Origin of the sequence: Microcystis sp. LE19-195.1E, from assembly GCF_027532095.1 — a bacterium.
GTDB lineage: Bacteria > Cyanobacteriota > Cyanobacteriia > Cyanobacteriales > Microcystaceae > Microcystis > Microcystis aeruginosa.
On record NZ_JAPZSZ010000276.1, the window covers coordinates 1 to 25,979 of the forward strand.

At 44.6% G+C, this 25,979-nt stretch carries 23 protein-coding genes; 8 read left to right on the top strand and 15 right to left on the bottom strand.

Annotated features, from left to right (window positions below; all coding sequences use genetic code 11):
- Positions 1 to 123: 123 nt before the first annotated feature.
- Positions 124 to 675 carry a Panacea domain-containing protein gene (locus O9300_RS15370; protein WP_287972563.1) on the bottom strand — a complete coding sequence of 184 codons (552 nt, stop codon included), beginning with the start codon at positions 673 to 675 and terminating at the stop codon, positions 124 to 126.
- A 163-nt stretch (positions 676 to 838) separates the two neighbouring features.
- Here O9300_RS15370 and gloB point away from each other — a divergent pair, with 163 nt between their 5' ends.
- Positions 839 to 1,612, top strand: coding sequence for a hydroxyacylglutathione hydrolase (gene gloB, locus O9300_RS15375; protein WP_287972565.1), 774 nt, complete (start codon positions 839 to 841; stop codon positions 1,610 to 1,612).
- A 140-nt stretch (positions 1,613 to 1,752) separates the two neighbouring features.
- Here the strand turns inward: gloB and adhE are convergent, their stop codons facing one another.
- The 6 genes from adhE to O9300_RS15405 form a co-directional block, all read right to left on the bottom strand.
- Positions 1,753 to 4,419, bottom strand: coding sequence for a bifunctional acetaldehyde-CoA/alcohol dehydrogenase (gene adhE / locus O9300_RS15380; RefSeq protein WP_287972567.1), 2,667 nt, complete (start codon positions 4,417 to 4,419; stop codon positions 1,753 to 1,755).
- Positions 4,420 to 4,883: 464 nt separating this feature from the next.
- Positions 4,884 to 5,396, bottom strand: coding sequence for a hypothetical protein (locus O9300_RS15385; protein WP_287972569.1), 513 nt, complete (start codon positions 5,394 to 5,396; stop codon positions 4,884 to 4,886).
- The gene (locus O9300_RS15390; protein ID WP_287972571.1) at positions 5,393 to 6,631 is read right to left on the bottom strand and encodes an AAA family ATPase; all 1,239 of its coding nucleotides are present in this window, start codon (positions 6,629 to 6,631) and stop codon (positions 5,393 to 5,395) included. Before O9300_RS15390 ends, O9300_RS15385 begins: the two co-directional genes overlap by 4 nt.
- Positions 6,632 to 6,734: 103 nt before the next feature.
- Positions 6,735 to 9,440, bottom strand: coding sequence for a phycobilisome rod-core linker polypeptide (locus O9300_RS15395; RefSeq protein ID WP_287972572.1), 2,706 nt, complete (start codon positions 9,438 to 9,440; stop codon positions 6,735 to 6,737).
- 174 nt (positions 9,441 to 9,614) lie between these two features.
- Positions 9,615 to 9,953, bottom strand: a complete 339-nt coding sequence (cutA, locus tag O9300_RS15400) for a divalent-cation tolerance protein CutA (RefSeq protein ID WP_061431015.1) — start codon at positions 9,951 to 9,953, stop codon at positions 9,615 to 9,617.
- A gap of 145 nt (positions 9,954 to 10,098) precedes the next feature.
- Complete coding sequence (locus O9300_RS15405; protein WP_287972575.1) at positions 10,099 to 10,806, bottom strand: Crp/Fnr family transcriptional regulator; 708 nt, start codon at positions 10,804 to 10,806, stop codon at positions 10,099 to 10,101.
- Positions 10,807 to 10,861: 55 nt separating this feature from the next.
- On the opposite strand from O9300_RS15405, the gene O9300_RS15410 reads away from it, so the two are divergent.
- Both O9300_RS15410 and O9300_RS15415 read left to right on the top strand, forming a co-directional pair.
- Positions 10,862 to 12,061, top strand: a complete 1,200-nt coding sequence (locus tag O9300_RS15410; protein ID WP_287972592.1) for an acetate and sugar kinases/Hsc70/actin family protein — start codon at positions 10,862 to 10,864, stop codon at positions 12,059 to 12,061.
- Between the two features lie 303 nt (positions 12,062 to 12,364).
- On the top strand, positions 12,365 to 13,027 hold the full coding sequence (locus tag O9300_RS15415) for an ARC6/PARC6 family protein (protein ID WP_287972577.1): 663 nt from the start codon (positions 12,365 to 12,367) through the stop codon (positions 13,025 to 13,027).
- A 143-nt stretch (positions 13,028 to 13,170) separates the two neighbouring features.
- On the opposite strand, the gene rsgA is transcribed toward O9300_RS15415, so the two are convergent.
- The 5 genes from rsgA to O9300_RS15440 form a co-directional block, all read right to left on the bottom strand.
- Entirely contained in the window at positions 13,171 to 14,247 is a 1,077-nt protein-coding gene (rsgA, locus tag O9300_RS15420) for a small ribosomal subunit biogenesis GTPase RsgA (RefSeq protein WP_287972579.1), read from the bottom strand.
- Positions 14,248 to 14,469 carry a sulfurtransferase TusA family protein gene (locus O9300_RS15425; protein ID WP_002738399.1) on the bottom strand — a complete coding sequence of 74 codons (222 nt, stop codon included), beginning with the start codon at positions 14,467 to 14,469 and terminating at the stop codon, positions 14,248 to 14,250.
- Between the two features lie 2 nt (positions 14,470 to 14,471).
- Positions 14,472 to 15,596: a molecular chaperone DnaJ gene (gene dnaJ, locus O9300_RS15430; RefSeq protein WP_287972581.1), complete on the bottom strand. Its 1,125-nt coding sequence runs from the start codon at positions 15,594 to 15,596 to the stop codon at positions 14,472 to 14,474.
- 249 nt (positions 15,597 to 15,845) lie between these two features.
- Entirely contained in the window at positions 15,846 to 17,894 is a 2,049-nt protein-coding gene (dnaK, locus tag O9300_RS15435; RefSeq protein ID WP_287972582.1) for a molecular chaperone DnaK, read from the bottom strand.
- 275 nt (positions 17,895 to 18,169) lie between these two features.
- Positions 18,170 to 18,295 (bottom strand): hypothetical protein, encoded by a 126-nt coding sequence (locus O9300_RS15440; RefSeq protein ID WP_287972584.1) that lies wholly within the window; start codon positions 18,293 to 18,295, stop codon positions 18,170 to 18,172.
- Between O9300_RS15440 and ahr the strand changes: the two genes are divergently transcribed.
- Both ahr and O9300_RS15450 read left to right on the top strand, forming a co-directional pair.
- A complete protein-coding gene (gene ahr / locus O9300_RS15445; RefSeq protein WP_287972585.1) occupies positions 18,294 to 19,298 on the top strand; it encodes an NADPH-dependent aldehyde reductase Ahr in 1,005 nt (334 codons plus the stop codon). The genes O9300_RS15440 and ahr overlap by 2 nt on opposite strands.
- A gap of 28 nt (positions 19,299 to 19,326) precedes the next feature.
- Entirely contained in the window at positions 19,327 to 20,061 is a 735-nt protein-coding gene (locus tag O9300_RS15450; protein WP_287972587.1) for a Uma2 family endonuclease, read from the top strand.
- A gap of 125 nt (positions 20,062 to 20,186) precedes the next feature.
- On the opposite strand, the gene gifA is transcribed toward O9300_RS15450, so the two are convergent.
- A complete protein-coding gene (gifA, locus tag O9300_RS15455; RefSeq protein ID WP_287972588.1) occupies positions 20,187 to 20,387 on the bottom strand; it encodes a glutamine synthetase inactivation factor IF7A in 201 nt (66 codons plus the stop codon).
- 332 nt (positions 20,388 to 20,719) lie between these two features.
- Between gifA and O9300_RS15460 the strand changes: the two genes are divergently transcribed.
- Entirely contained in the window at positions 20,720 to 20,872 is a 153-nt protein-coding gene (locus O9300_RS15460; protein ID WP_287972589.1) for a hypothetical protein, read from the top strand.
- Here the strand turns inward: O9300_RS15460 and O9300_RS15465 are convergent.
- Together O9300_RS15465 and O9300_RS15470 are read right to left on the bottom strand one after the other, a co-directional pair.
- Positions 20,862 to 21,449, bottom strand: coding sequence for a hypothetical protein (locus O9300_RS15465; RefSeq protein ID WP_002758762.1), 588 nt, complete (start codon positions 21,447 to 21,449; stop codon positions 20,862 to 20,864). The genes O9300_RS15460 and O9300_RS15465 overlap by 11 nt on opposite strands.
- 375 nt (positions 21,450 to 21,824) lie before the next feature.
- A complete protein-coding gene (locus O9300_RS15470; protein WP_353851563.1) occupies positions 21,825 to 21,968 on the bottom strand; it encodes a transposase in 144 nt (47 codons plus the stop codon).
- On the opposite strand from O9300_RS15470, the gene O9300_RS15475 reads away from it, so the two are divergent.
- Both O9300_RS15475 and O9300_RS15480 read left to right on the top strand, forming a co-directional pair.
- Positions 21,967 to 23,484, top strand: coding sequence for an NAD(P)H-hydrate dehydratase (locus tag O9300_RS15475; protein WP_287972590.1), 1,518 nt, complete (start codon positions 21,967 to 21,969; stop codon positions 23,482 to 23,484). The genes O9300_RS15470 and O9300_RS15475 overlap by 2 nt on opposite strands.
- A 470-nt stretch (positions 23,485 to 23,954) precedes the next feature.
- Complete coding sequence (locus O9300_RS15480) at positions 23,955 to 25,760, top strand: aspartate kinase (RefSeq protein ID WP_159293540.1); 1,806 nt, start codon at positions 23,955 to 23,957, stop codon at positions 25,758 to 25,760.
- Positions 25,761 to 25,979 lie beyond the last annotated feature (219 nt).

The following is a 25,979-nucleotide window of genomic DNA, read 5'->3' on the forward strand; positions in this document are numbered from 1 at the left end:
TGAGGTGGTCAACTACCTAATTTTCAGGGAAAAAGTACCTGAATTTTCCCCCGATCCCCGCAATGGCTGGCACTTTTTGAGGGGAAAAAAGTCCAAAAGTCTTATCCAACAAGGTTTTTAGATTTATTCAGCAGACCCTAAATAGGCTTCTCGCTGGGCTTCTTGGCTAATATCTTCGATTTCCTCCTCCGTTTTACCCATAGATCGCAAAACATCCTCCACTAAAATTGGAATAGCCGAACCATGGGGATCCTTCCATTCTGGTAGATCGTGAGTCCATTCGGCTACAAGAAAGGGATTGAGATGGCCAAAAGTCTTGTAAACCTGTTTAAGAATCATTTCTTCTTCTTCACAGAGTTCTTCATTGCCGGGATATTGCAGCAGGTCAACATAATTAGAATCCCGGGGAGAAATATATTTCGACCACAGGGGTAAAGCAGAGTCTACGGGCTGTCCTTTAATCAAATCATAAACACCACTGAGAACCGGTCCATAATCCATTGATACATATCTATCCCCAGTAATTGGTTGATCCATGGTTTTTAAAGCAAGACGGTCAGCTATATAGAGCATTTTCAGCAACCCTAAATACTTCATCGGTTTGCCGTGCAGCTTTAAGAGTATAGCAGCGGCTTCCACTGCTTTCTCTGGATGAAACCGAAATTTGATCGTCATAACTACTATAAATTCACTGCTTTTTTATGACACTTTTATTATAGTTATTATTCTACATCGGCCATATTTAAGATTTTGTCCCAGTGGTTGAGGTTTCTAGCCTGATTTCTCAAAGATGCTGCTATAGGTATGATCGAGTTAAACCTTAGCCCAAAATTCTACCATGGAGATCGAACGTCTTAACGCCCTTTCCGATAATTATATTTTCCTCCTCTACGATCGAGCGCAAAAAATCGCGGCCGTGGTGGATCCGGCGGAACCTGAACCGGTTTTCAGGCGATTAGAGGCTTTACAGGTGGATTTAGTCGCTATTTTCAATACCCATCACCACGGCGACCATGTGGGGGCTAATCAGGCTTTAATTAATCGTTATCCCCATCTTTGTGTTTATGGGGGAAAGGAGGATCGCGGTCGCATTCCGGGCCAGCAGCTGTTTTTAGAGGAGGGAGACCGGGTGGAATTTGCCGGTCGCTGGGCTGAGGTTTTCTTTGTCCCCGGCCACACTCGCGCTCATATTGCCTATTATTTTCCCCCGGTTAACCCCGGAGATTACGGCGAGTTATTCTGTGGTGATACCCTGTTTTCTGGGGGTTGTGGTCGTTTATTTGAGGGAACACCGGGGCAAATGGTGGCTTCTTTAACTAAATTGCGATCGCTGCCTGACCAGACCAGGGTTTGGTGCGCTCACGAATATACGTTAAATAATTTAAAGTTTGCCTTGACAGTTGACCCTAATAATGCTGCTCTGCAACAGCGTTATCGGGAAGTGGAGAAAAATCGCGCTGAAGATCTTCCCACGATTCCGGCAATTTTGGGGACGGAAAAGCTGACTAATCCTTTTTTGCGTTGGGATAGTCCCGCTTTGGCCATGACCATGGATAGCAGCGAACCAATACAAGTGTTTGCACGGCTGCGGGGGAAAAAGGATAATTTTTAAGCAGTGGCTGAGTAGGGTTTGCTGAAAAAGTTTTTCGTGGGGGCAGGGTGTGGGGTGTGGGGTGTGGGGTGTAGGGTGTAGGGTTGATTCATGAATCAACCCTACTAGGGGGTAGGGGGGATCAAAGGCAAAATCTATCCCTACAAGCTCAAGGGTTGCGGCTCTAACTTCAAATCGGCAAGACTGACATCACCGTGACCATTTACCGCCACCTCTAGGGGCAAATTGCCGTGATAAGCTTGGATTAACAGGGTTTTTAAGTCCTCAATCAGGGGATAACGGGGATTGGCTCCGGTACACTGATCATCGAAAGCTTGTTCGGCTAAATGGTCTAATTTGGCCATAAATTCGGCTTCACTTTCGGGAATTACCTCTTTAATACTGGCCGGAATACCGATTTCCCGTTTTAAACATTCGATCGCTAATACCAATCTTTCCACACTTTCGGTCTCGCTTTCTCCCCCCAATCCCAAGGAATGGGCGATCCTGGCATAGCGCCACTTCACGTTAGGATATTTGTACTGAGAGAAGGTGGCCTGTTTAAAGGGGGCATCGGTGGCATTATAGAGGATAACGTGGGAAATCATCAAGGCATTGGCCAGACCGTGGGGAATGTGGAAAATTGCCCCCAATTGGTGGGCCATGGAGTGACAGATGCCTAAAAAGCCATTAGCGAAGGCCATTCCTGCCATTGTCGCCGCGTAATGGACTTTTTCCCGCGCTTTCGGGTCTTTAGCTCCGTTATGATAGGAACTGGGCAGATATTTAAACAGCAGTCGGATGGCATCTTGAGCAAGAGCATTAGTATATTCTGAGGCTAAAACCGAGACGTAGGCCTCAAGAGCGTGAGTTAAAGCGTCAATTCCGCCGTAGGCTGTCAATTTTTTCGGCATATTCAGCACTAATTCCGGATCGACAATGGCCATGCTGGGAGTTAGGGCATAATCTGCCAAAGGATACTTAATATTATTACGGCGATCGGTCACGACGGCGAAGGGAGTCACTTCTGATCCTGTTCCCGAAGTGGTGGGAATACAAACCATCAGAGCTTTTTCGCCTAAAGGGGGCAATTCATAGACTCGTTTGCGGATATCCATAAAACGCATGGCCAAGCTCTCGAATTCTATCTCTGGATGCTCGTAGAGTAGCCAGATGATTTTAGCGGCATCCATGGGGGAACCGCCACCGATAGCGATAATCACATCGGGATTGAAGGTATTAATTACATTTAACCCCCGTTCGACGGTTTCTAGGGAAGGATCGGGTTCCACATCATAAAAGATATTAACCGTGATGCCGATTTCTTCTAAAACTTCCTCTAAAGCTGCGGTAACTCCTAGGTCAAAAAGAGGTTTATCGGTGACAATAAAGGCCCGTTTTTTGCCGGCTAATTCCCGAATAGCGACGGGTAATGCCCCGTATTTAAAATATACTTTTGGTGGTACTCGGAACCAAAGCATATTTTCCCGGCGCTCGGCCACGGTTTTAATATTTAATAGGTGGGTAGGTTCGACGTTTTCACTGATGGAATTACCGCCCCAAGTGCCACAACCGAGGGTTAAACTAGGATCGAGACGGAAGTTATAGATATCACCGATCGCACCTTGGGAGGAAGGGGTATTAATTAATACCCGGGCCGTTTCTACGTTGTCTTCAAAGCGTTTAATATGTTCCCGATTTGAGGGTGCGGTATAAAGCACGGCCGTATGACCTCGACCCGCAAATAAGACCAGTTTTTCGGCTTTTTTCACCCCATCTTCAAAGTCTTTCGCTCGGTACATAGCTAAAATTGGCGAGAGTTTTTCGTAGGAAAATGGTTCCTCTAAACCAATATTTTCTACTTCTCCGATTAGTAATCGTGTATCTTCGGGAACGGAAATTCCGGCCATGGCGGCTAATTTTTCCACTGGTTGCCCGACGATATCGGGGTTGATATGACCATCTTTGAGGAGAATCTCGGCGACTTTTTCCCTTTCTTCGGGGGAAAGAAGATAGGCTCCGCGATCAATAAATTCCTGTCGAACTTCTTCATAGATGCTATCGACAACGATTACCGATTGTTCCGAGGCGCAAATCATGCCGTTATCGAAGGTTTTACTGAGAATAATCGAGGAAACGGCCATTTTTATGTGAGCGGTTTCGTCAATTAAAGCGGGGGTATTGCCGGCACCGACTCCTAAGGAAGGTCTTCCCGAAGAATAGGCCGCTTTTACCATACCAGGACCGCCGGTAGCGAGGATTAAATTAATGCTAGGATGTTGCATTAATGCTTGGGAAAGTTCCACCGATGGCTGATCGATCCAACCAATAATACCGGCCGGCGCACCCGCTTTGACGGCCGCTTCCAAGACAATTTTAGCCGCCGCAATGGTGCAGTCTTTCGCTCGCGGATGGGGGGAAAAAATGATGCCGTTGCGGGTTTTCAGGGCAATTAGGGCTTTAAAAATGGCTGTAGAGGTGGGATTTGTGGTGGGTACGATCCCCGCTAAAATGCCCACGGGTGCGGCGATTTTTTGCAATCCAAAGGATTTATCTTCTTCGATAATGCCGCAGGTTTTGCTGTGTTTATACTTGTTGTAGATGATTTCTGAGGCAAAATGGTTTTTAATCACTTTATCCTCTATTACCCCCATCCCTGTCTCTTGTACGGCCATTTTAGCCAGGGGAATGCGAGCGTTGTTAGCTGCTAATGCCGCTTTTTTGAAGATAAGATCTACTTGTTCTTGGCTATAGTTGGCAAATTGTTGTTGAGCTTTTTTTACCTGTTGAATCAGTTCTTCTAGCTCTTGTCTATTGGTAACTGTCATAACAATTTTGTCGAAAAAATTAGGCATTTTATTCTACTCTAGCGTTTTTCGGCAGGGGATTCGCTTAATCTTGGGATTTTCTTTATAGTTTCCTAAGCATTGGTATTATAGGATACTAATCCTAAATCCATTGAGCATAGGTTACATATCAGGACAGGCACTCATGCAAGAGGCACTCATGCAAAGGGGAGAATAAATAATCAGTTTTTAATAACTGGATTTAGTATAAATTAGGATTGACCAGTACCTAGAAAAAGTTTGAGGACAGAGACTCAATGATCAAGTTACCAGAAATTCAAGCTGGTGTTCGAGAAGCTGGTTCTATTCCGCACTCCTTGAGTGAAAAGTTTAAAGTTGATCACAGCTTGGCAACGGATTCAGGGTGAGATTCAACATCAAACTAGGATATCTCTAAACTCTAAAAAATCAATATCTTCAGAGCCACCGAATCAAAGAGAATTAAATCACTCAATTTTGATGATATTTTGAATGATTAATCTAAACCCAGTTTCTTGGCGAAATTTTTCCATCCTCTCCTGTTGTGAACTCTGAAAGGTAGGCTTTTTGTTATTGGCAATGTAGGCTTTTCTAGATGAATAATCCTCTATACCATGATTTTCAATAAATACCCGAATTGTGTTTCTTAGTTGCTCTTCTCCGTCTCCTACCCACCCCGAATTTTTCCCCTTTCGTTCTTTTAATGCTACAAAAATCAAACAATTAGCATAGGTCAGCATTCCATCACAGCGTTTATCCATACCACCACTACCATCGACTTTTCTAATTTCAATACATTTATCAATAGCGGTAAATGTCGCTTCAATTTCTTGATAGTTTTCCACAATAGCAATCCAATCCCTGGGATTTTCTGTATCTAAATAAGCGGGAGTTTCTGGGGGAAATGGCGGATCACAAATTCCAAATTCATGCCGATGGGTTTGACTCTGACATTTTTTATCAAAGAAATTGATCTTCATAACTGTTCTTCGATTTCTAGTAAATCATCAAAAAGCTGATTTGTCTCTCCTAGGGAAAGATTGAGATAATTTTCATCAGAAGGTAAACCCTTATATGTAGCAAGTTCTCGGATTTCTCCTTGCTCTGTTAATTCATATACAATAGCATCTTCTGCCGCTATACAAGAGGCTTTTGGGACAATTTGGTTGAGCTTTTTTTGGAGATAATCGGCGTTAGAAATCGCTGATGATAGGATTTTTTTGATAACTTTATCCGCTTTGATAGCTAGGGTTAGATCGTTGATAATATAAGGACTATGAGTAGTTAAAATTAGTTTATTTCCCTGGGTTAAATTGGCAAATTCAAATAATTTATATAAAATCTTTTTCTGAGATTGGGGAAATAGATTCTGCTCGATTTCTTCCACAATATTTACAAAACACTCATTGCGGTATTTAGAAGATAACACTTCTAGTGCAGCCCTTTTTAGGTCATCGGAAAGATTATCATTAGAGATAATTTTCTCGATTTCCATTTTTAATCTTTTTTGCTCCTCTCCACTGAGTTCATTGCGGGAAGTTTCTTGAGTTCGATTAATCGATAAAGCAATATTTCGAGAAACGAGAAATAAAGGAACAAAAGACTGAAAACCACTGGAAGCTTCTGATAGATTTAGTTGATAATCACTACCCACAATCTTGGCCAGTCTATTGAGTTTATCAAATTCCAATTTAACCTCACCTACTGGCAAAGTCAAACTGCCAGATAATTCCTGTTGTGAGCGATCCAATTCTTCCCAGAAAGTATATAATGATTTTGGCAGTCCTTTGAGTTTTTCTGGCCATCTTACTGCACTCAAAAAGTTTCGCTCTGCTGGTACATACATAATTTTTGGTACTCGATACTTTGAATTATCAGTACGTTCGATCGATAATTTAGCATTTTCAAAACTAATTCGATAAACATCTCCATTGTATTCAATTTGGGTTTCGGCTAAAAAGTAATTGGTTAAATTTTGGTATTCACAAAAAGATTTAACAAAACGATTATATTTAGTCACATATTTTTCCTCTAAATCCCCACGATATAGAGCTTTTTCCAACCAGCTTAATATTGATATTAATTTAGCAATGCTACTTTTTCCAGTTCCTTGATTACCGATAAAAATCGTTACTTTCCGAACGTTGATAAAACCATCATTTTCTACTAAACCCGCCTTAATTGGACCGAAGTTTTTAACTTTAATTTGGCTCATTGTTACCCCCTTGATTGACGATAATAAATTTTGGGCAGTAATTTGTCCTGAAAAAAAAAGCTCGTGTTTAACACGAGCTAAATTAACTAACTTCAAGGACTAATTAGCCACCGACTTTAACTACCGGTTTAAAACTGGGAACCACCAGTTCACTGTCCTGTTTAGTCAGCTTATTGTATAACCGTTCCGTATTGGGGAAATTAGCGGCTGGTAGAGTCGGGAAACGACGATAGGGAACCGTATCTTCACCAAATAATTGTAGGTATTCCATGCTATTAACCATGGCACCAATAAAGGCTTTTAATCCCTTAGTTGCCAGAATTTGGTTATATTTCTGGATTTCTTTTTGATTCAAGGGAGCGCGACCTAAGAAGTGCTTGGTTCCCAATTCAATTACTTTCGTATTCGGATAGGGAGCATAGAATTCTTTCAGGTAAAGATCCGAACCACCTAAACCCTCAATAAACTCTTTCACCGTGATCTCAGCATTGCTTAATTTACTCTCTAAAGCGGTAAATTCGGCATTGATGATATAGGGTTCGAGATCCCGTTCAAAAATCTGACGATAGGCGGCGCGAACAGTATTTTGTACGGCAACTTTATCCAGATTAGTTAACAGTTTAAAGATCTTAGTTTGTTCCCGTTGAACCGTGACACCTTGACCGACACGAGATTGAATATCGGGTTCAGTGCGAATCGAGACCGAAGGTGTACCCAATTCAATAAAGCGCGGGGTTTCCTCTTTATCAACTCTTTGGCCGATATCTTCGCGGAGATTGCCCAAACGCACCATCCGTAACTGCATCCCTTGGGGAGTTAGATAGCGCTCGTAGGGAACCGTATCTTCACCAAAAGCTTCCGTATATTCAGGACTGTCGATCAGAGCATCGATTAAAGCATAGAAGCCTTTTTTCGAGCAAAGATCGAAGTATTGATTCATTTCCTGACGACCGTAGGTGGGACGACCGAGCAGACGACGGTGAATATATTCGATCGCTTTCACCACATAGAGAGGAGTCCAGTAGATTTTCCGGAAAGCCTCGGATTTAGCTAGGGTTTTGATAAACTCGCGCAGAGTAATATCGCCATTTTCTAACTTAATCTCGGCCACGGATAAACGCTGACCTTCGTAGGGCATTCGACCGAAAACCTGACGATAAGCCGCTAAAATCACTCTTTGGGTGGAACTTTCGCCAAATTTAACGCTTACCCCATTGCTAGAACCGGGTAACTCGTTATTGAGACGGAAAACTTTCGGTCCCAAAGTACCGGGGAATTCACCTCGGGCGCCGGGGTTGCTATTTTGGTTATTAGTGGCAGGTCCGCGGTGGATGAGGATACGTTTGGTATCTTTACCGAAGGGAGCGGGACTAGAACTAGGTTCGCGGGTTTCTTTCGGGAAAATTGCCCCAAATTGGATTTCTAGGGGATCATTTCCGGAACCGTAAACGTGCTGATCCGGTAAGGGGCGATCGTATTTAGCAAAGGTGGTGATAAATTGGGGAACTTTGCGGAAAGGTGCGCTGTAGTTAAACAGGTCGATCTGCATCCCCCAGTTACGACATTCCTGCGCTTCTGCACCCAAACCCCGGAGATAGGGAACGGTTTCTTCGCCGAAATAGTCGGAATACTCCTGAGAATCGACTAAAGCATCGATTAACGCCGCTAAACCGCCGCTAGAGACGATCGAGAAGTATTTCTGCACTTCTTCCCGGGAGGAAGGACCGCGACCGAGGAAATGACGGAAAGCCAATTCTAGGGCGCGACTATTGATAAAAGGTTCAAAGAACTGTTTACGGTAGAGAGGCGATTTACCGAGACGACGGACGAATTCTTTCATCGAGATGTCGCCGTTTTTCACCTTCGATTCTAGGTCAGAAATGGACTGACTGTAGGCGCGGGTGATGTCCCGTTCAAAAATTTGTCTGTAGGCGGCCTTGATAATCGAAGATTTTTCCGACTCCGATAAACCGGTTTTCATGACAAACTTTTGCCGTTTTTCGGCGGCGTTGTAGTAGCTTTGGGGAAGACTTAAACCCTGTTGGTCACTACTGGGACGCTGACGCAGTTTATTAGAGGGGGTGGGGGCTTTTAATTCCCCCAGTAGGATATTGAAATAGTCACTGATTAAAGTGGCCGCATCCTTGTCTCTCTGGAAATACTCGATCGAAGCGGCCCGCATTTCTTGCAGGGCCACGATGGTGGCATCAATAGAACAGGCATTTTCGAGAACTTCCCTTAAACCGCGGGTATTAACGATCAGGATACTGGTATCGCCGGCCACGATCGCGTATGTAACGTAACGCAGGAACCAGGATAAATCCCGGAGGGACTTCTGCATATTGCTCGGACCGTAACGAGAGACGTTGATCGGTCGGAATCCGGGGGGAATCGGGCCGCTAGAGGCGAAAATCCCTTTTAAGCCACCGAGAAGGCCACTACCGCCACCGGACCCGCTTTCAGCGTAGGTAACGGTTCCTAATTTCATCCCTTCCCTGACGTTGATAGCTGTACCGGCACCCACCAGGGCCATTTCTTCCACGGGGGGTTTTTCTAGATAAGCCATGGGTGAACCACCGGTAAAAATCCGGTTAGCTGCCCGTGAGACGATCAGATCGGAGTTCCGGGTGAGGGTTTGGGCAATATCTAAGCGCTTGCTCCCCGATTGGAAGTAGGCGATCAGTTCATTGAGTTCGGGTTTATCGAGAAAGCGGTCTTGTTGTTCTGCTTGGGTAATGGCAGATACCGGGACGGTTTGATAGAGTTGGGGACGCGCTAAGGAGCTGCCACCGCTTGCCTTAAGACTCATTGGATTTTAACTATCTCCCTTGACGATGTGCTGAGTTCTCCAATCGTGGAGGCGATCGGTCTTAAAACCAGATGTTTAAACATTTAATCAGCATCTAGATTAAAACTTTTTGTGCTTCCTGAGATAGTTTATTAAGAATTGTATAGATTTTTTTCGCTAAAGTTGCCGATTGGTCTATTCTGACACCCCACCTGTATGGGAGGCTAACCAGTCTAAATAGGTCTGAGAACCTGCCACAATCGGTAAAGCGATGATTTCTGGGACTGCATAGGTATGAAGTTCCTGTATCTTCGCCGATAACTGCTCAAACTGCTTTAAATCGCTTTTAATCGCTAATTGCCATTCGCTCTCGTTTTCAATCTGTCCCTGCCAACGATAAATGGAACGAATCGGGTAAATACTGACACAAGCTGCCAAGCGCTCGTTAAGTAAGGCGATCGCTAAGTTTTCCGCTTCCGTTTCGCTGGTTGTTGTCACCAGCACCAATCCAAAACCGGTTAATCTTTCAGTCATAAGTAATCGTGCAAAATAAATTTCCTAGTGAAGATAGGCACTCATGCAACAGGCAACAGGCAACAGGGGGGATAAATAATCAGTCTTTAATAACCGGATTTAGTATGATAACCGATAACTGATAACTGATAACTGATAACTGAATTTAGGCGATCATTTTTTCTAAAGCGGCCAGATCGGGAATACAGAGAGATTGCTGCTGTCGTTGAATCAGGCCTTTTTTCTCCAATTTGGTCAAGGAGCGGGTCACGGTTTCCCGGGCCAGGCCACTAATACCACTCAATTCCCGGTGAGGTAAATTGGGAATTACCGTACCCTGGCAGCTGTTTTCTCCTTGACCTTCGGCTAAAAAGAGTAAAGTATCGGCGACTCTGGAGAGACTATCGGCCTCCCGTAAACGTAAACGCCGGTTAAGTTGACGCAAACGCTTGGCCATTAACTGAGAAAGACGAATTCCCGCTAAAGGTTCCGATTTGAGCAGATTAACAAAATCTTGGGCGGGAATACTGCTAATTGTGGCCGTGGTTAAGGTGATAGCATCGCTGGAGCGGGTAGATTCGTCTAAAGCGGCCATTTCTCCGACTATTTCCCCTTTACCGACGATATTTAAGGTGACTTCTTTACCCGACCTATCGTAAGTACGAATTTTCACCCAACCATCCAGAATAAAGTAAACTGAACCACCCCAATCATTTTCTAATAAAATCGCCCGATTAGCAGGATGAGTGCGGGTGACAACATGAGAAGTAACTTGATCGAGGGTTTTAGGGGGCAAACCGACAAATAAAGTGGCTGTATCTAATAATTTTTGAATCTCTGCTGATTTTTCCGCAGGATAGCGTTTTTCTTCCATGGTTTAATATTTAAATTTTGTTGGTTTTAGGCAGGTGATTCTACAATGGAAAGTTGTGGGTATTTTTAATTATCCAGTGACCGATAAACAGGATTTTTCCTCCCTACTGACCGAGATCGATCGGATTCTTGCCACGGTGATTTCCTCTCTAGTTAACCTGCAAGAACTTACTTCCGAGACAATTATCGCCACTCGTCAACAATTAGAATCGGCCAGAGTGCTGCTTTCTCCCTTATTGTTGCCCGCTCCAACCCCTGAAGTTGCCCGTTGGTCCCTGGGAATGGAGGTGCAACCAGAGGGGGTGAAAGTTGTCTTTTTTCGGGAAAGCCAGGGACTGATCGATTTTTATCCTCTTTCTTGGAGTCTGGCAACGGGAACAAGCGATCTCTTACCCTGCTCTCAGGTGGAAGAATATCTAATTAGCTGGCTATCTAATCGGGATTTTAGCACCGATTCTTGGCTCTGGGAAGCCCTAGATCGATTAGAAGCTATTATTATCACCGATGACGGGGAAATCCCCACGGATGACCTGAAAAAAGCCCTTCTCACAGCGCAACTAATACCCCCCGATCGCCTATCTAGTCTAGAAACAGCGCTCGCTACTGCGCTGGCCCATATTCCCACTAGCGATCAACCCCAACCCCAAACCCTACTGGTGATCGAAGGTAAACGAGAGACCACCACTTTAGCAATAGTGGAAGTCCCACCGCAAACTCGCTCTTTATCCCGTCAAGCGATCGCTATGAGCCATTTTAACTACGGGGAAAACACCTATGAACAGGCCATACTCTCTCACTTAATTTATCCTCTCTGGCGTTCTTTTTTGCCTCTTTCCCCCTCAGATCTCACCGATACTAATCCCTTAAAAAAATCTTTACTGGCAGCCGCTAGATTAACCAAATTAATCCTTCAAGAAGAAAGCGAATTTACCTCCTCTCTAGCCGGTCATACTTGGACGGTCAGTCGCACTGATTTAAATAAGAAGGTCATTATACCATATCTAGATAATTTAAGACAAAAAATTAATGATTTGTTAGAAAAACAGCAAAAAAGTCTTGAAGATATCGATAGAATAATTTTTAGCGGTAATTTTTTCTTAACCATTTGGCCTTATTTTCTAACAGAAATACAGCAAGAATTTGCCGGTTGCAATCTAGAGGCCCCCAGTCAGGAAACCTTCTCACCAGCAATCTTGGGTTTGGGTCGTCTCTGTTTATTTTCGGCTCTTAGAGGTGAGAAGGTCAATAATGCTTAAAAAAATCAACCTCAGTAGTAAAACGTAGGGTGCGTTAGACGGCCAAAATTGCTGCTTTGACTTGAAGGTAACAATCCGTCGTAACGCACCACCTATCATCAACTAAGTAGCCGGTTACAATTAAAGATAAAATACAAAGAACCAGAACCCTGTCCCACTATCTCACAATTAATTGAGATTACTTACTTAACTGGTGCGTGGGGCGCAGATTGCTAATTTTGTTTTTTTATTCAAGGTTATTGCCGCAAACACGCCCCCGACATTATTGCTAAATGTTAATTTTTATTACAGGATTCAACATTTGTGAGTTTAGAGAGAGTTAAAAATAACTTTTGTCGCGATGCTTTTGTTAATGATGGTAATATTCAGGTAGCAACTTTTAGTGAGTTAAATCGCGCTCAAGATTTACAAAGGCAACTAATTAAATACTTTAATCAAGTTAAAATCACCCAAGGTGTCATCGATACCTCACCCAGTCCTGAAGCTGTCTATTCCCCCAGTCCTGAACCCGTCTATTCACCTGTTCCTCAACAGACAGTTAACTCTATTTCTCGTTCAGAAGCGGTGGATTTAATCGAGCGCTGGTTAAAGGCAAAAAGAGATATTTATGGTCCCTCCTATCAAACCTACTTAGGAGAAGAATTACTTACAGGTAAAGCTTATAATGACAAAATAAAGCGCTCTGATGGTCAAGAAAGTTCTTCCGAATGGTTAGCTAATAATGGTGCTTATTATATCTATGGAGTTCAGAGAATAGATTCAGTTAATAATTTTACAGCCTCTGGGGATCAAGCTACAGTGGATGTGGTGGTTACTGAAGAAAGAACCCTCTATAACAATCAGGGTAAAATTGATCGAAAAAATAGTGCTTTTAGCACTTCATTGGTTCGCTATAATCTTGAAAATGACGAGGGAACATGGAAAATAGCTAACTCTATAACTCTTAAAAATTTAGTTCGTAGATAAGTTAAATTAATTCCAAAAGGGGGAGAAAAAAATGAAAAATAGTTCAGATAAAAACCCATATATACAATCATTGCTGTTAAATTTTCATCTTTAGACAGTATTTATAAAGTGACCCTGAATATTTACAAGCATCCTAACCCATTCTATTCAGAATCATCATTATAAATATCTTGGAGAGTTTTATTTTCGTAGCGTTCCTGATCTTGATTTTTGCCGCGACGGGAGGGACGACGATATTTTTTATTGGCTAATTTGGGTTCGTAGGTTTCTTGACCTGCTTCTTTAATTTTTAACTTTAAACTTGACTCTTTTGTGCTGGTTTTCTGTAATGTCTGTTCTCGTGCGATCGCTTCTTCTAAAAACTCTAAATAATGTTGGTAACGTTCCCAATCTCCCCTCACCACACAGTTAGGTTCCCGACGATGAGTACAATCATTAAATTGACAATTTCCCAAAGCTAAACGCTGTCTCACTTCCGGAAAATAAAAAGTTAATTGTTCCGGTGAACAGTTAATATCCGGTTGGTTAAAACCCGGACTATCGGCCAATAAACCCCGATTTGGTAAAGCAAATAACTCCACATGACGGGTAGTGTGACGACCTTTTTGCAGTTTTCCCGACACATCCCCCACCCGTTGATTAATCTCAGGAATTAAGCAATTAATTAAACTCGATTTTCCCACCCCCGAGGGACCGGCCAAGAGAGTGATTTTATGGTTTAATTGTGCCAATAAAGCCTCAAATCCCCTATTTTTCTCCACACTGACAAAAAAAGGCCGGTATCCCCAACTAGCTAGGCGATCGCCCCAGATCTCTATTTGTTCCGGTTCCCCCAGATCGATTTTATTGACACAGACCGCAATTTCTAAGCCTGTGGACTCGGCTTTCACCAAAAAACGACTGATCAGCCAAGGATCGAGGACGGGTTCAGCAAGGGCAAAAACTAGCAAAATCTGCTCGATATTGGCAACGGCCGGCCGATCGATCTCGGTACTGCGGGGGAGGACTTCTGCGATCGCACCCTGCCGATCATCAAAATTGGCTTCCTCCACGCGCACCCGATCACCAACCATCACCGATTGACCGATTTTTTGCAAGCGAGCGCGACGGGTACAGAGAAGATTCTCGCCGATAACGGGAGAATCCAAGCGTACCTGATAGAAATTCGCCTGTACGGCCACCACTGTGCCGTATAAATCGGTTAATTGTGCATCTACCATTTAGGAATCGGGGCGATAGACTTTGAGAACAAAAAAGCTATCTCGGTCTTCGATCGATTCTATCTGATAACCCTCCACTGTCAGGCTAGTGGGAACCTGTTCGATCGGTTCCCCGGCATCTAACCAGACTTCCAACCGTTCCCCGGCGGTCATTTTCTCTAATTGCAATTTTGTTCGGACAAAATTAATTGGGCAGGGAGTGCCGCGCAGGTCTAAAGTCATAGTTATTTATGGAAGATATTACCTAAAAATCCCTCGATTCCGCCTTTCCCCACGGTTTCCCCGCGAACTTTTGCTAATTTTTCCAGTAATTCCCGTTCTTCTCCGGCGACACGGGTAGGAATCGAGATTTTAACGGTAATGCGATGATCACCGCGGCTGACGGGATTGCCTAATTTGGGAACCCCTTTATTTTCTAAAATCAGTACGGTGTTCGGTTGAGTACCGGCAGGGATAGTCAGGTCTTCTTGGCCATCTACAGTATTAACTTTGATGGTACATCCTAAAATCGCTTGGATATAACTAATCGTGATATCCGATTTAATATCATTACCTTCCCGTTGAAATTCCCCATCGTTTTCCACGGTTAGATAAACGAATAAATCCCCCGGCGGCCCGCCTTTAAGTCCTGCGTCTCCTTCCCGGGCAACGCGCAATTTCATGCCGTTGTCAACCCCCGCGGGGATGGTAATTTTCAGTTTTTTGGTTTCCTGTCTGCGTCCGGAACCGCCGCAAACGTCGCATTTTTCCTCGATCACTTCGCCAGCACCGTCACAGGTGGGACAGACCGAAACTTGAGCAAAAGTACCGAAGGGAGTGCGGGTGGCGCGACGCACCTGACCAGTACCATTACAGGTAGTACAAGTGCGGGAACTGGTTCCTGGTCTGGCCCCACTACCTTTACAGCTTTGACAGGTTTCCAGATGACGGATGCGGATTTCCTTTTCGCCGCCAAAGACAGCCTCGCGGAATTTTAGTCTAAAATCGAGACGTAGATCCTCGCCCCGGGTAGGGCCTGTGCGTCGGCGGGCGGTTGCTTGGCCGCCCATGCCCCCGAAACCACTAAAGATTGTCTCAAAGATATCGGCGAAACCGCCCATATTGTCGGGATCAAAACCGGCAGTTCCCCCAGAAACCCCAGCTTCACCAAAGCGGTCATAACGATTGCGGGTTTCTGGTTCCGAGAGAATTTCGTAGGCGCGGTTAATTTCTTTGAAGTGTTCCTCGGCTCCTGGTTCTTTGTTAACATCGGGATGGTATTTTCGGGCGAGACGACGATAGGCGCGTTTGATGTCTTCTTTGCCGGCATCTCGCGAGACACCTAGAATTTCGTAGTAATCAGTGGGCATAGGGGACTATGGTTCTGCTGGCAATTTATAAATAAAGTTTAAGTCTAGTTGTTACTTTAACAAACTATACATAATAGTTTAGTTGGGTTATCCCTACTATTTTTTTGGTAAGGAAGTGGGGTGATAAGGAAGTGGGGTGATAGGGAAGTGGGGTAGTGGGGAGAATAAATAAAAATAATCTCCTGTCTCCTGTCTCCTGTCTCCTGTCTCCTGTCTCCTATCTCCTGACGACCGATAGCTTTTCCTTTTTTAATCTACGGCCTCGTAGTCACTGGCACTCATTTCTTCGCCATCGTAGGGGTGATCGTCACTGCCCGATTCGCCGGATTTAGTTTCCAGATTACTATAGGTTCTGGTTCTAGTGTGGGAGAGGGCTGGCCTCTGGGCGAAGGTATTGGAGGAAGTGGCTTGGGTGCGGGTGGGTCGGGTCAGTTCTCGGGTAACATCGATCGATTGAAAACCAGTACTGTTGAGGGGTTGGGTTTCCTCTTGGTTACCCGTGTAGATGCGGGTACCGATTTCGAGGACAATCTGACGAAATTCTTCCAGGGTGGTTTTTAGCTTTTCTGGCGATAGGGAGGGGTCGCGCAGGGCGATTTCCAACTGTTGCCGCTTCTGGTCAGCCAGTTGCCGGATATCGGTGGCGACTAACTCACTGTTTTCCCTGAGGGTGACTTCGTAGCTATAGAAAAGACTATCGGATTGGTGGCGAATATCGATCATTTGCAGACGACTGCGATCAAATTCGGCGTATTTTTCGGCTTCTAGGCGCATTTTTTCAATTTCGTTCGGTTTCAGCCCTCCAGTATGGCTAATTAAAATGCTTTGTTCTTTGCCGGTGCCTTGGTCGCTGGCGGCCACTTTCAAGATGCCGTTAACATCGATCTCAAAGGCCACTTCGATTTGTGGCATACCCCTAGGGGCGGGAGGAATTCCCGTCAGGAGAAATTTACCGAGGGTTTTATTATCCCGGGCCATGGCCCTTTCCCCTTGCAGAACATGAATTTCCACCGAAGTTTGACCATCGGCAGCGGTGGAAAAAACCTGAGATCTACTGGTGGGGATAGTGGTATTGCGATCGATAATTTTGGTAAAGACTTCGCCGAGGGTTTCAATGCCGAGGGAAAGGGGGGTGACATCGAGGAGGAGGACATCTGCCACTTCTCCAGCTAAAACTCCAGCTTGAATCGCCGCCCCCAAAGCAACGGCCTCATCGGGGTTAACAGAGCGATCGATCTGGCCTGCAGAAAAGAAACGGGAGATTAATTGCTGTACGGCGGGGATTCTGGTGGAACCGCCGACGAGAATGACACGATTGATATCGCTAGGCTGCAGTTCGCTATCTTTGAGGGACTGTTGTACGGGTTCGAGGGTTTTTTCCACTAATTCTCTGGTTAATTCCTCGAATTTAGCGCGAGTTAGTTCTAATTCTAGGTGTTTAGGACCGGTTTCGTCGGCGGCGATAAAGGGGAGATTGATCGAGGTGGTCATCAGGCTAGAAAGCTCGATTTTGGCTTTTTCGGCGGCTTCTCGCAGTCTTTGGATCGCCATGCGATCGCTGGCTAGATCGATGTTTTCTTGGCTTTGAAAGTTCTCCACCAGCCACCGCACTAAGAGGTTATCAAAATCGTCCCCCCCAAGATGGTTATTGCCGGTGGTGGCTTTCACTTCAAAAACTCCCTTTCCCAGTTGCAGGATGGAAACGTCGAAGGTTCCTCCCCCTAGGTCAAAAACGAGGATATGTTGATCTTCGTTTTGTTTATCTAAACCGTAGGCCAGGGCGGCGGCGGTGGGTTCGTTAATAATTCTTAATACTTCTAGTCCTGCGATTATCCCCGCGTCTTTAGTGGCCTGACGTTGGGCATCGGTAAAATAGGCGGGAACTGTAATCACGGCCTCGTTAATCGGTTCTCCCAGATAGGCCTCAGCATCGGCCTTTAATTTTTGCAGGATCATGGCCGAGATTTCTTGGGGGGTAAATTCCCGATCGCGAATTTTGATATTGACGGTATCATCGCGACCGCGTTGGCAATGATAGGCAACTCGTCCCCTTTCTACCTCGGTGTCTTGCCAACGCCTACCGATAAAGCGTTTGATGCTATAGACGGTATTTTCGGCATTGGTGACCGCTTGACGTTTGGCCAGTTGTCCCACTAGGCGCTGGCCCTTGCCGAATCCCACGATACTAGGAGTTGTCCTTCCCCCTTCCGAGTTGGGAACTATAATCGGCTGACCTCCCTCGAGTACCGCAACACAACTGTTGGTTGTCCCTAAGTCGATGCCGATGACTTTTCCCATGACGCTCTGATAATAATGGTAGTTAATAGGATACAATCATTTACAAAAATTATCCCAAAATTAGCAACGGGCTTTTTACCTCGTCTAATCTTGCCAGGGATGAAACAGGACAATTTTTATCCGATCCTAACAAAACTTGTCGGTCAAGTCCGCAAGCGGCCGGCGACCAGTCTATATACAAGAGTAACCCAAAACCATTAATTTTGCTGATGCTGCCAGTTAGCGATCGCCTCTGGCTATTCTTAAAATTGCCGTTTTTAAGATTTTTTTAATGATCACGAGCGGACTTCCTTGATGTTGATGTCCCTAGCAGTGGAATTATCGCCCAATCTTCTTAACCCGAATTTTCGATAAATTTGGGATAAGATAACCAATAAACCGATCCTAGAGGACTTAATCATGATTAGAGCCTATGCTGCCCGAGAGAAAGGGGGAAAACTAGAGCCTTTTGACTACGATCCGGGTATATTAGGGGATGAAGATGTGGAAATCGAGGTGGAATATTGCGGCATCTGCCACAGTGACCTAAGTATGCTCGATAACGATTGGGGACTGACCACCTATCCCTTTGTCCCCGGTCATGAAGTGGTCGGCACGATCGCCGCTCTCGGTGCTAAAGTCAAAGAATTAAAGATAGGGCAAAGAGTCGGTCTTGGTTGGTTTTCCCGTTCCTGTTCGACCTGTGAAACTTGTATGTCAGGGGATCAAAACCTTTGTGCCACTGCCGAAGGAACTATCGTCGGTCGCCATGGTGGTTTTGCCGACAGAGTCCGCGCTCATCATAGTTGGTTAGTTCCCCTGGGGAACCAGTTAGATGCTGCCAAAGCTGGCCCGCTTTTTTGTGGTGGTATAACCGTCTTTAATCCCATTGTGCAATTTGATATTAAACCCACGGCCCGAGTTGGTGTCATTGGTATTGGTGGATTGGGCCATATAGCCTTAAAATTCCTCAAAGCTTGGGGCTGCGAAGTAACCGCTTTTTCCAGTAGTCCCGATAAAGAAGCGGAGGCCAAAGAATTAGGCGCGACTCATTTTATCAATTCCAGAGACTCCGAAGCTTTGCAATCGGTACAAAATTACTTTGATTTCATCATCTCTACCGTTAACGTTAATCTCGATTGGGGTCTTTATATCGCCTGTTTACGTCCCAAAGGTCGCCTGCATATTGTTGGGGCTGTTCTTGAACCCATGAATACCTATGCTTTTCCCTTGATTATGGGTCAAAAATCGATTTCTGGCAGTCCTTTGGGTAGTCCCAGTACCATCAATAAAATGATCGAATTTGCCTCTCGCCATGGCATTGAACCCGTTACAGAAACCTATCCTATCTCGCAGGTGAATGAAGCCATGGCAAAATTGAGAACTGGACAACCTAAATATCGCCTCGTCTTGCAAATAAAATAAAACCATCTCTATCCTGGACGTAACCCCGATGACTCAACCCCTCACTCCTCCAGTTATCGATTGGGAAGAACCACCCATTCCCCCAGAAGACTTGATTTTTGATGATGGAGAACCTTTGGAAACGCACCGTCACCGCAAGGCTATGAATGTCTTAATCGATTCTATCGAACAAGCCTATCAGGATCGAGAGGACTTTTTTGTTGGCGGTAATATGTTTATTTACTTTAGCCGTGAGCGGGTTTTTAATCAAGATTTTCGTGGCCCCGATTTTTTCGTTGTCCTCGATATCGATGGTAGTTATAAACGACAAGGATGGGTGGTTTGGAACGAAAACGGACGTTATCCCGATGTGATCGTGGAATTAATGTCAGAAAGCACCGCAAAAATTGATTTAACTATCAAAAAAGACCTCTATGAGCGGACTTTTCGCTGCTCCCAATACTTCGTTTATAATCCCTTTGATGCCACTTCCCTGCAAGGTTGGGCTTTAGACCCAAATCAATGCTATCAAAAAATTATTCCCGACCAGCGCGGTTGGTTATGGTGTCAACGTTTGGGATTATGGTTAGGAGTCTGGATGGGCAGCATCCAACGAGAAGAAGCCCCTTGGCTACGTTTTTATGACCTAGACGGCAATTTAATCCTTCTACCCGCGGAATTAGCCGAAATCGAACGTCAGAACGCTGAAAGCGAACATCAACGGGCGGAACGTTTAGCGGCGCAATTACGGCAATTAGGCATAAATCCCGATGAAACCCCGTAATCGGCCCAGGAATGACCCCTATCTCTAAAAACCGAAAACCCACACATTCCGAGATCGGTTTGTGTGGGCTGATTGTTCACTTAATTCTAAGATTGAAAGCTTACACTTTGGCGAAATCTAAGACCCTAACTGAGAGTAACACCAGAGCGATCGTAAGTTTGTGAAGAAAAGTCGGCCGAGAAGCGACGTTGAACGGTTTCCCCGTAGCCATTGTCATTGTCAATACCGATTTCAGAAGCACTTCTCCCTAACATCGATTGTCGACGATTTTTGACGGCGTGGTGGTGACGCATCATTAAGGCGCGAGCTTGTTGTTCTGTAGACATAATCATTTCCTCCGATCTGCAAATCGCATTTTGAACTTTTTTAATCACCTACTAAATATATATAACATACAATTCTGTATCTATTTTTACAAAATGCCCTAATCCCAGAAAAATTAACAAAACTTTACAATAGGGTTTGCTGAAAAAGTTTGTTGGTGGGGTTAGGAATCAGGAATCAGGAGTCAGGAGTTAGGAATCAGGAGTCGGTCGTCGGTCGTCGGTCGTCGGTCGTCAGGAGATTATTTTTATAGTCATTTCAGATAAGTCTGATACACTCTAGACCAGTTAAACCCTTATGAACTCTGGCATTGATATTCTCAATCTTAATTGAAATGACTATATTTATTCTTCCCACACCCTACACCCCACACCCTACACCCCACACCCTACACCCCACACCCTACACCCAACACCCCAACACCCCACTTCCCACACCCTATACCCCACTTGCCAACCCCAAGACATCAATCGCCTTTATACCTTAATCGAACTAGGTTCATCGACGGCGGCGATAATGCGATGACAACCGGAAAAGGGTTGCGCCCATTGATACTGGTGTTCTAAAGGATTACCCCAACAGAGACCGAGATATAATTCTGTGCGCGCCACATCTAATTCCGCCCATTCGGACTGGGCGACTAATTCGGCTAGATAATCGGCAGAAATGGGACGACGGGAGTTAAGCGCCCACCAAAAATTCATATTAGGGGTGATGCTGTTCCAAAACTCTAAAACCGAGGCTTTGGCAGCCATGAGAATTTCCTTGTCACCCGCCACGGCAACTAATTGATTATGAATTTCGGGATAACGGAGAGTGCGATCGCCCCATTGACAAACACGCCAGATAATGCCCGAAACCTGATATTGTTGTTGATAATCGTGAACTTGGCGGCGAAAATCCTGATAGGCGAAGACTTTGCCCACCTTTTCTAGATTGATCGCCTTGGCAATCACTGGATTATCAATGCGCTCCGCCGGGGAGAGTAACAGACGTTCCCCCTTGCAAGTGGCGTGCATTTCTCGCTCGAGGATTTCAATTAACTGCTGTGTCGAGTAAGCCATACTACCGCTCTTACCTGAGAGAGGATTTCTTTTTATGATAGAATAATTTAGTAATTAGGGTTGGCTGAATAAATCTAAAAACCTTGTTGGATAAGACTTTTAGACTTTTTTGTCCTCAAAAAGTGCCAGCTGAGAGTGATCGGGGCGAAAATTCTGGGACTTTTTCCCTGAAAATTAGGTAATTGACCGTCTGAAAATGGGTAAAACCCTACACCCAACACCCCACACCCGGCCCCCACGAAAAACTTTTTGCCGCAAACCCTAATTAAGCGACTAAGCTAAGACGCATCTTAACCGCCTATCCTTAGATTAGCTGAATTTCCCCCAATCCCTTTACTATTGCCTCTTGCCTCTTGCCCCGTCTCAACAAGCAATTTAAATGCTTGACAGCTTACTAACTGTTTTAAGGTTAGCAATTAACTTGGATAAAGCGATGTCAGGCTTGTAATCGATAATCAGGTGAACGTAATCCGAAAAAAAGTTATCTAGACCTGTTAACAGGCAATTTATCCCCCGAATGAGCTACAATTATCGGTCAAACGTGGTTAATAGTGAGCAGATGCGTCGCATTGAAGGGGCGATTTTTGCCTCTGGTATGCCTGTGGCCGCTTTGATGGAAAAGGCAGCCCTGTTAACGGCACAACAGCTTAAAAAGTCCTATTCTTTGGCTAATTTCCTCAAAATTGGCGTTATTGTTGGCCCTGGTCACAATGGCGGCGATGCTCTCGTGATTGCTAGAGAATTACATCTCGCCGGTTATCAAGTATCTCTTTTTTGTCCGATCGCCAAACTCAAGGATTTAACAGCACAACAGGCTAATTATGTCAAGCATTTAGGCTTAATTTTTCAGGAAACTTTAGAATCTTTGGGGGATTGTCAGTTAATTATCGATGGTCTTTTCGGTTTTGGTTTAGAAAGGACTTTATCGGGAGAGATTGCCGAATTAGTCGATAAAATTAATAGTTGGCAAAAACCAGTAATTAGTATCGATATTGCTTCGGGAATTCACACCGACACCGGAGAGGTTTTAGGCACGGCAATTAAAGCCACTCATACCTTTTGTTTGGGACTCTGGAAGCGCGCTTTTTTACAAGATTTGGCCTTACCCTATCTGGGTAAAGTGGAGTTAATTGACATAGGAATTAGTCCCCTTGACCTAGAAACAATTTTACAAGATTCACCGCCAATTCTGAGGGTTAATCCCGCTCTAATTCGCCCTTATTTACCTTTACCCCGTCCTCTCCTTACCCATAAATATCAGCAGGGACATTTATTAATTATCTGTGGTTCTCGTCGTTATGCAGGGGGGGCAATTCTTGCCGGATTAGGAGCGCGAGGTAGTGGTGTGGGAATGCTTTCTATTGCTGTTCCTGCTGCCCTTAAATCTTTATTAATTAGTCATTTACCAGAAGCATTAATTATCGATTGTCCCGAAACTGCCACGGGAGCTATTGCCGAACTTCCCCTAGAATTAAATAATTATCATGTCCTCGCCTGTGGTCCTGGATTAACCACAGAAAATCCCGCTATTATCGAACAGGTTTTAGATAGTGATAAACCGATTATACTCGATGCCGATGCTTTAAATATTTTGGCTCAATTGGGCATAGAAAAATTATCATCTCGCCAGAATAAGACAATTTTAACGCCTCATTGGGGAGAATTTAAACGCTTATTTCCTAACTTATCAGGTTCTCAAGATAGGATTAATATCACTCAAGAAGCATCTCAACAAAGTGGTGCAATTGTCTTATTAAAAGGAGCCAGAACTATAATCGCCTCCCCGGAAGGTAAAATGTATATAATCCCCGAAAGTACCTCCGCTTTAGCGCGAGGTGGTAGTGGTGATGTCTTAACGGGATTAATCGGCGGATTCTTAACCCAAATGCCGGATAATCCCCCAGAAGCAACCGCATTAGCGGCTTATTTACACGCTCAAGCCGGCATTTTAGCGGCCAAAGAAAGGACAGAATTAGGAGTAGATGGAGTAACTTTAGCTAATTATTTATTTGCTGCCCTTAAAGATTTAAATTAAACTCCGAGGGGAAACACACGCAACCCAAAAACCGAGTAAAATCTATAAGATATTAAGTAGGTAGGTGTTAAAAATTGTCAGATTTACCCCTTACCAAGGGTAGGGTTAATTCATGAATTAACCCTACCATGAATCAGTCCTAAGATTAAGGGAGTATCAGAATTGATAATTGTTACTGTATCTAACATTAAAATATCTTTCATAATACCCACCAAACCTAAGAGAGCCAAAATATTATTAATAGCATAAATGTACTGTATTTAAACTGAGTAGGGGTATTTTAGTACAAATGCTCGAACTGCCTCAACCTAGCTCTGGCGCTCCTTTCTCCGGTGCAGTCTTAAGGGTTAATTTAGATAGTCGGCATTTGAGATAAAACATAAGGAATGTTAACCAAAACCACTTATCGTTAAGGAATTTTGATAAGTTGGAGATTGAACAAAGATAGAAAGTCTCTAGCGCTGACAACTATGGCTGTAATTGTCCAAAAATACGGTGGTACATCGGTAGGTTCCGTGGAACGCATTCAATCGGTAGCTCAACGGGTCAAAAATACGGTAATAGCAGGAAACACCGTGGTGGTGGTCGTTTCTGCCATGGGTAAAACCACCGATGGATTGGTCAATTTAGCCAAACAAATCGCCGCCGAACCCTCGCGCCGGGAGATGGATATGTTATTATCCACGGGGGAACAGGTAACAATCGCCTTGATGAGTATGGCCCTAGAGGAAATCGGACAACCGGCCATCTCCCTAACCGGCGCTCAAGTGGGAATTGTCACGGAATCCGAACATAGTCGGGCCCGCATCTTAGAAATTAAAACCGATCGCCTTTCCCGTCATCTATCGGAAGGTAAAGTAGTTGTGGTCGCCGGTTTTCAAGGTGTCAGCGATAGTGATCAACTAGAGATTACCACCCTAGGGCGCGGTGGTTCCGATACCTCGGCCGTGGCCCTAGCAGCCGCCTTAAAAGCCGATTTTTGCGAAATTTACACCGATGTACCCGGTATTCTCACCACTGACCCCCGTTTAGTCCCCGAAGCGCGTCTTTTAGACCAAATTACCTGCGATGAGATGCTCGAATTAGCCAGTTTAGGGGCGAAAGTTCTCCACCCGCGAGCGGTGGAAATCGCTAAAAATTTCGGGGTTCCCTTGGTTGTCCGCTCCAGTTGGACAGAGGATCCGGGTACTTGGGTGACATCCCCAGCACCGAAACCGCGCACCCTGCAAGGATTGGAATTGACAAAAGCAGTGGATGCGGTGGAATTTGACGGCAATCAGGCGAAAATCTCCCTTTTACGGGTTCCCGATCGTCCCGGTATCGCTGCCCGTTTATTCGGGGAAATCGCCCATCAACAGGTGGACGTGGATTTAATTATTCAATCGATTCACGAGGGTGACAGCAACGATATCGCCTTTACTGTGATGGGAAATGCCTTAAAAAAAGCCCAATCCGTGGCCGAAGCGATCGCACCGGTTTTACGTTCCCATCCCACTAATACAGAGGAAGCGGAAGTGATTATCGAATCCGGGGCCGCTAAAATCGCCATTACCGGCGCTGGTATGATCGGCCGGCCGGGAATTGCTGCCCAAATATTTAGCACTTTGGCCGCAGCGGCAATTAATATCGAAATGATCTCCACTTCTGAAGTCAAAGTCAGTTGTGTCATCGATGAAGCGGACGGAGAAAAAGCAATTAAAGTCCTTTGTGATGCTTTTCAAGTGGAGTATTCTGCTAAAGTTGCTAATCGCGAAATCCCTAACAATTTAGTCCCAGTCAGGGGAGTGGCCCTAGATAATAATCAGGCCCAAATGGCTATTCGTAACGTCCCCGATCGCCCGGGGATGGCGGCGAGAATTTTCTCGGTTTTAGCGGCAAAAAATGTCAGTGTTGATATGATTATTCAATCCCAACGCTGTCGCATTGTCGATGGTATTCCCCGACGGGATATCGCTTTTACTTTGCCCCAAGCTGATGCTAATTTAGCCCAAAAAATCCTCTTAGAACTATCGGAAAGTTTGGGTTTACAGGAAGTGGTGGTTAATAATGATGTGGCCAAAGTGAGCATTGTTGGTTCAGGAATGGAAGGACAACCGGGGGTAGCAGCACGCTTTTTTGAAGCTTTAGCAAAGGAGAAAATTAATATTTTGATGATTGCTACTTCTGATATAAAAATCAGTTGTGTGGTGAATCAGGAAGATGGAGTCAGGGCCCTACAAGTGGTTCACGCCGCTTTTGGATTGGCCGGACAGGGTAAAATTGAAGTACCCGCCTAAATGAAATTACAAGTTCTATGATGGGGGTAAGAGTTGTTTATATTGCTGGCAACTTATACCCCCAAAAACCAGATAAATAAGTTAACCCTCATCACCCCGATTTTATCTATGGAACCGATAACAGTGGCGACAATTGTTGCTTTGGTATTTCAGACTACTGTAGAAAAATTTACCGAAGCTGCTCTAGAAAAAATTAATACTTTGCGGCAAATCATCTGG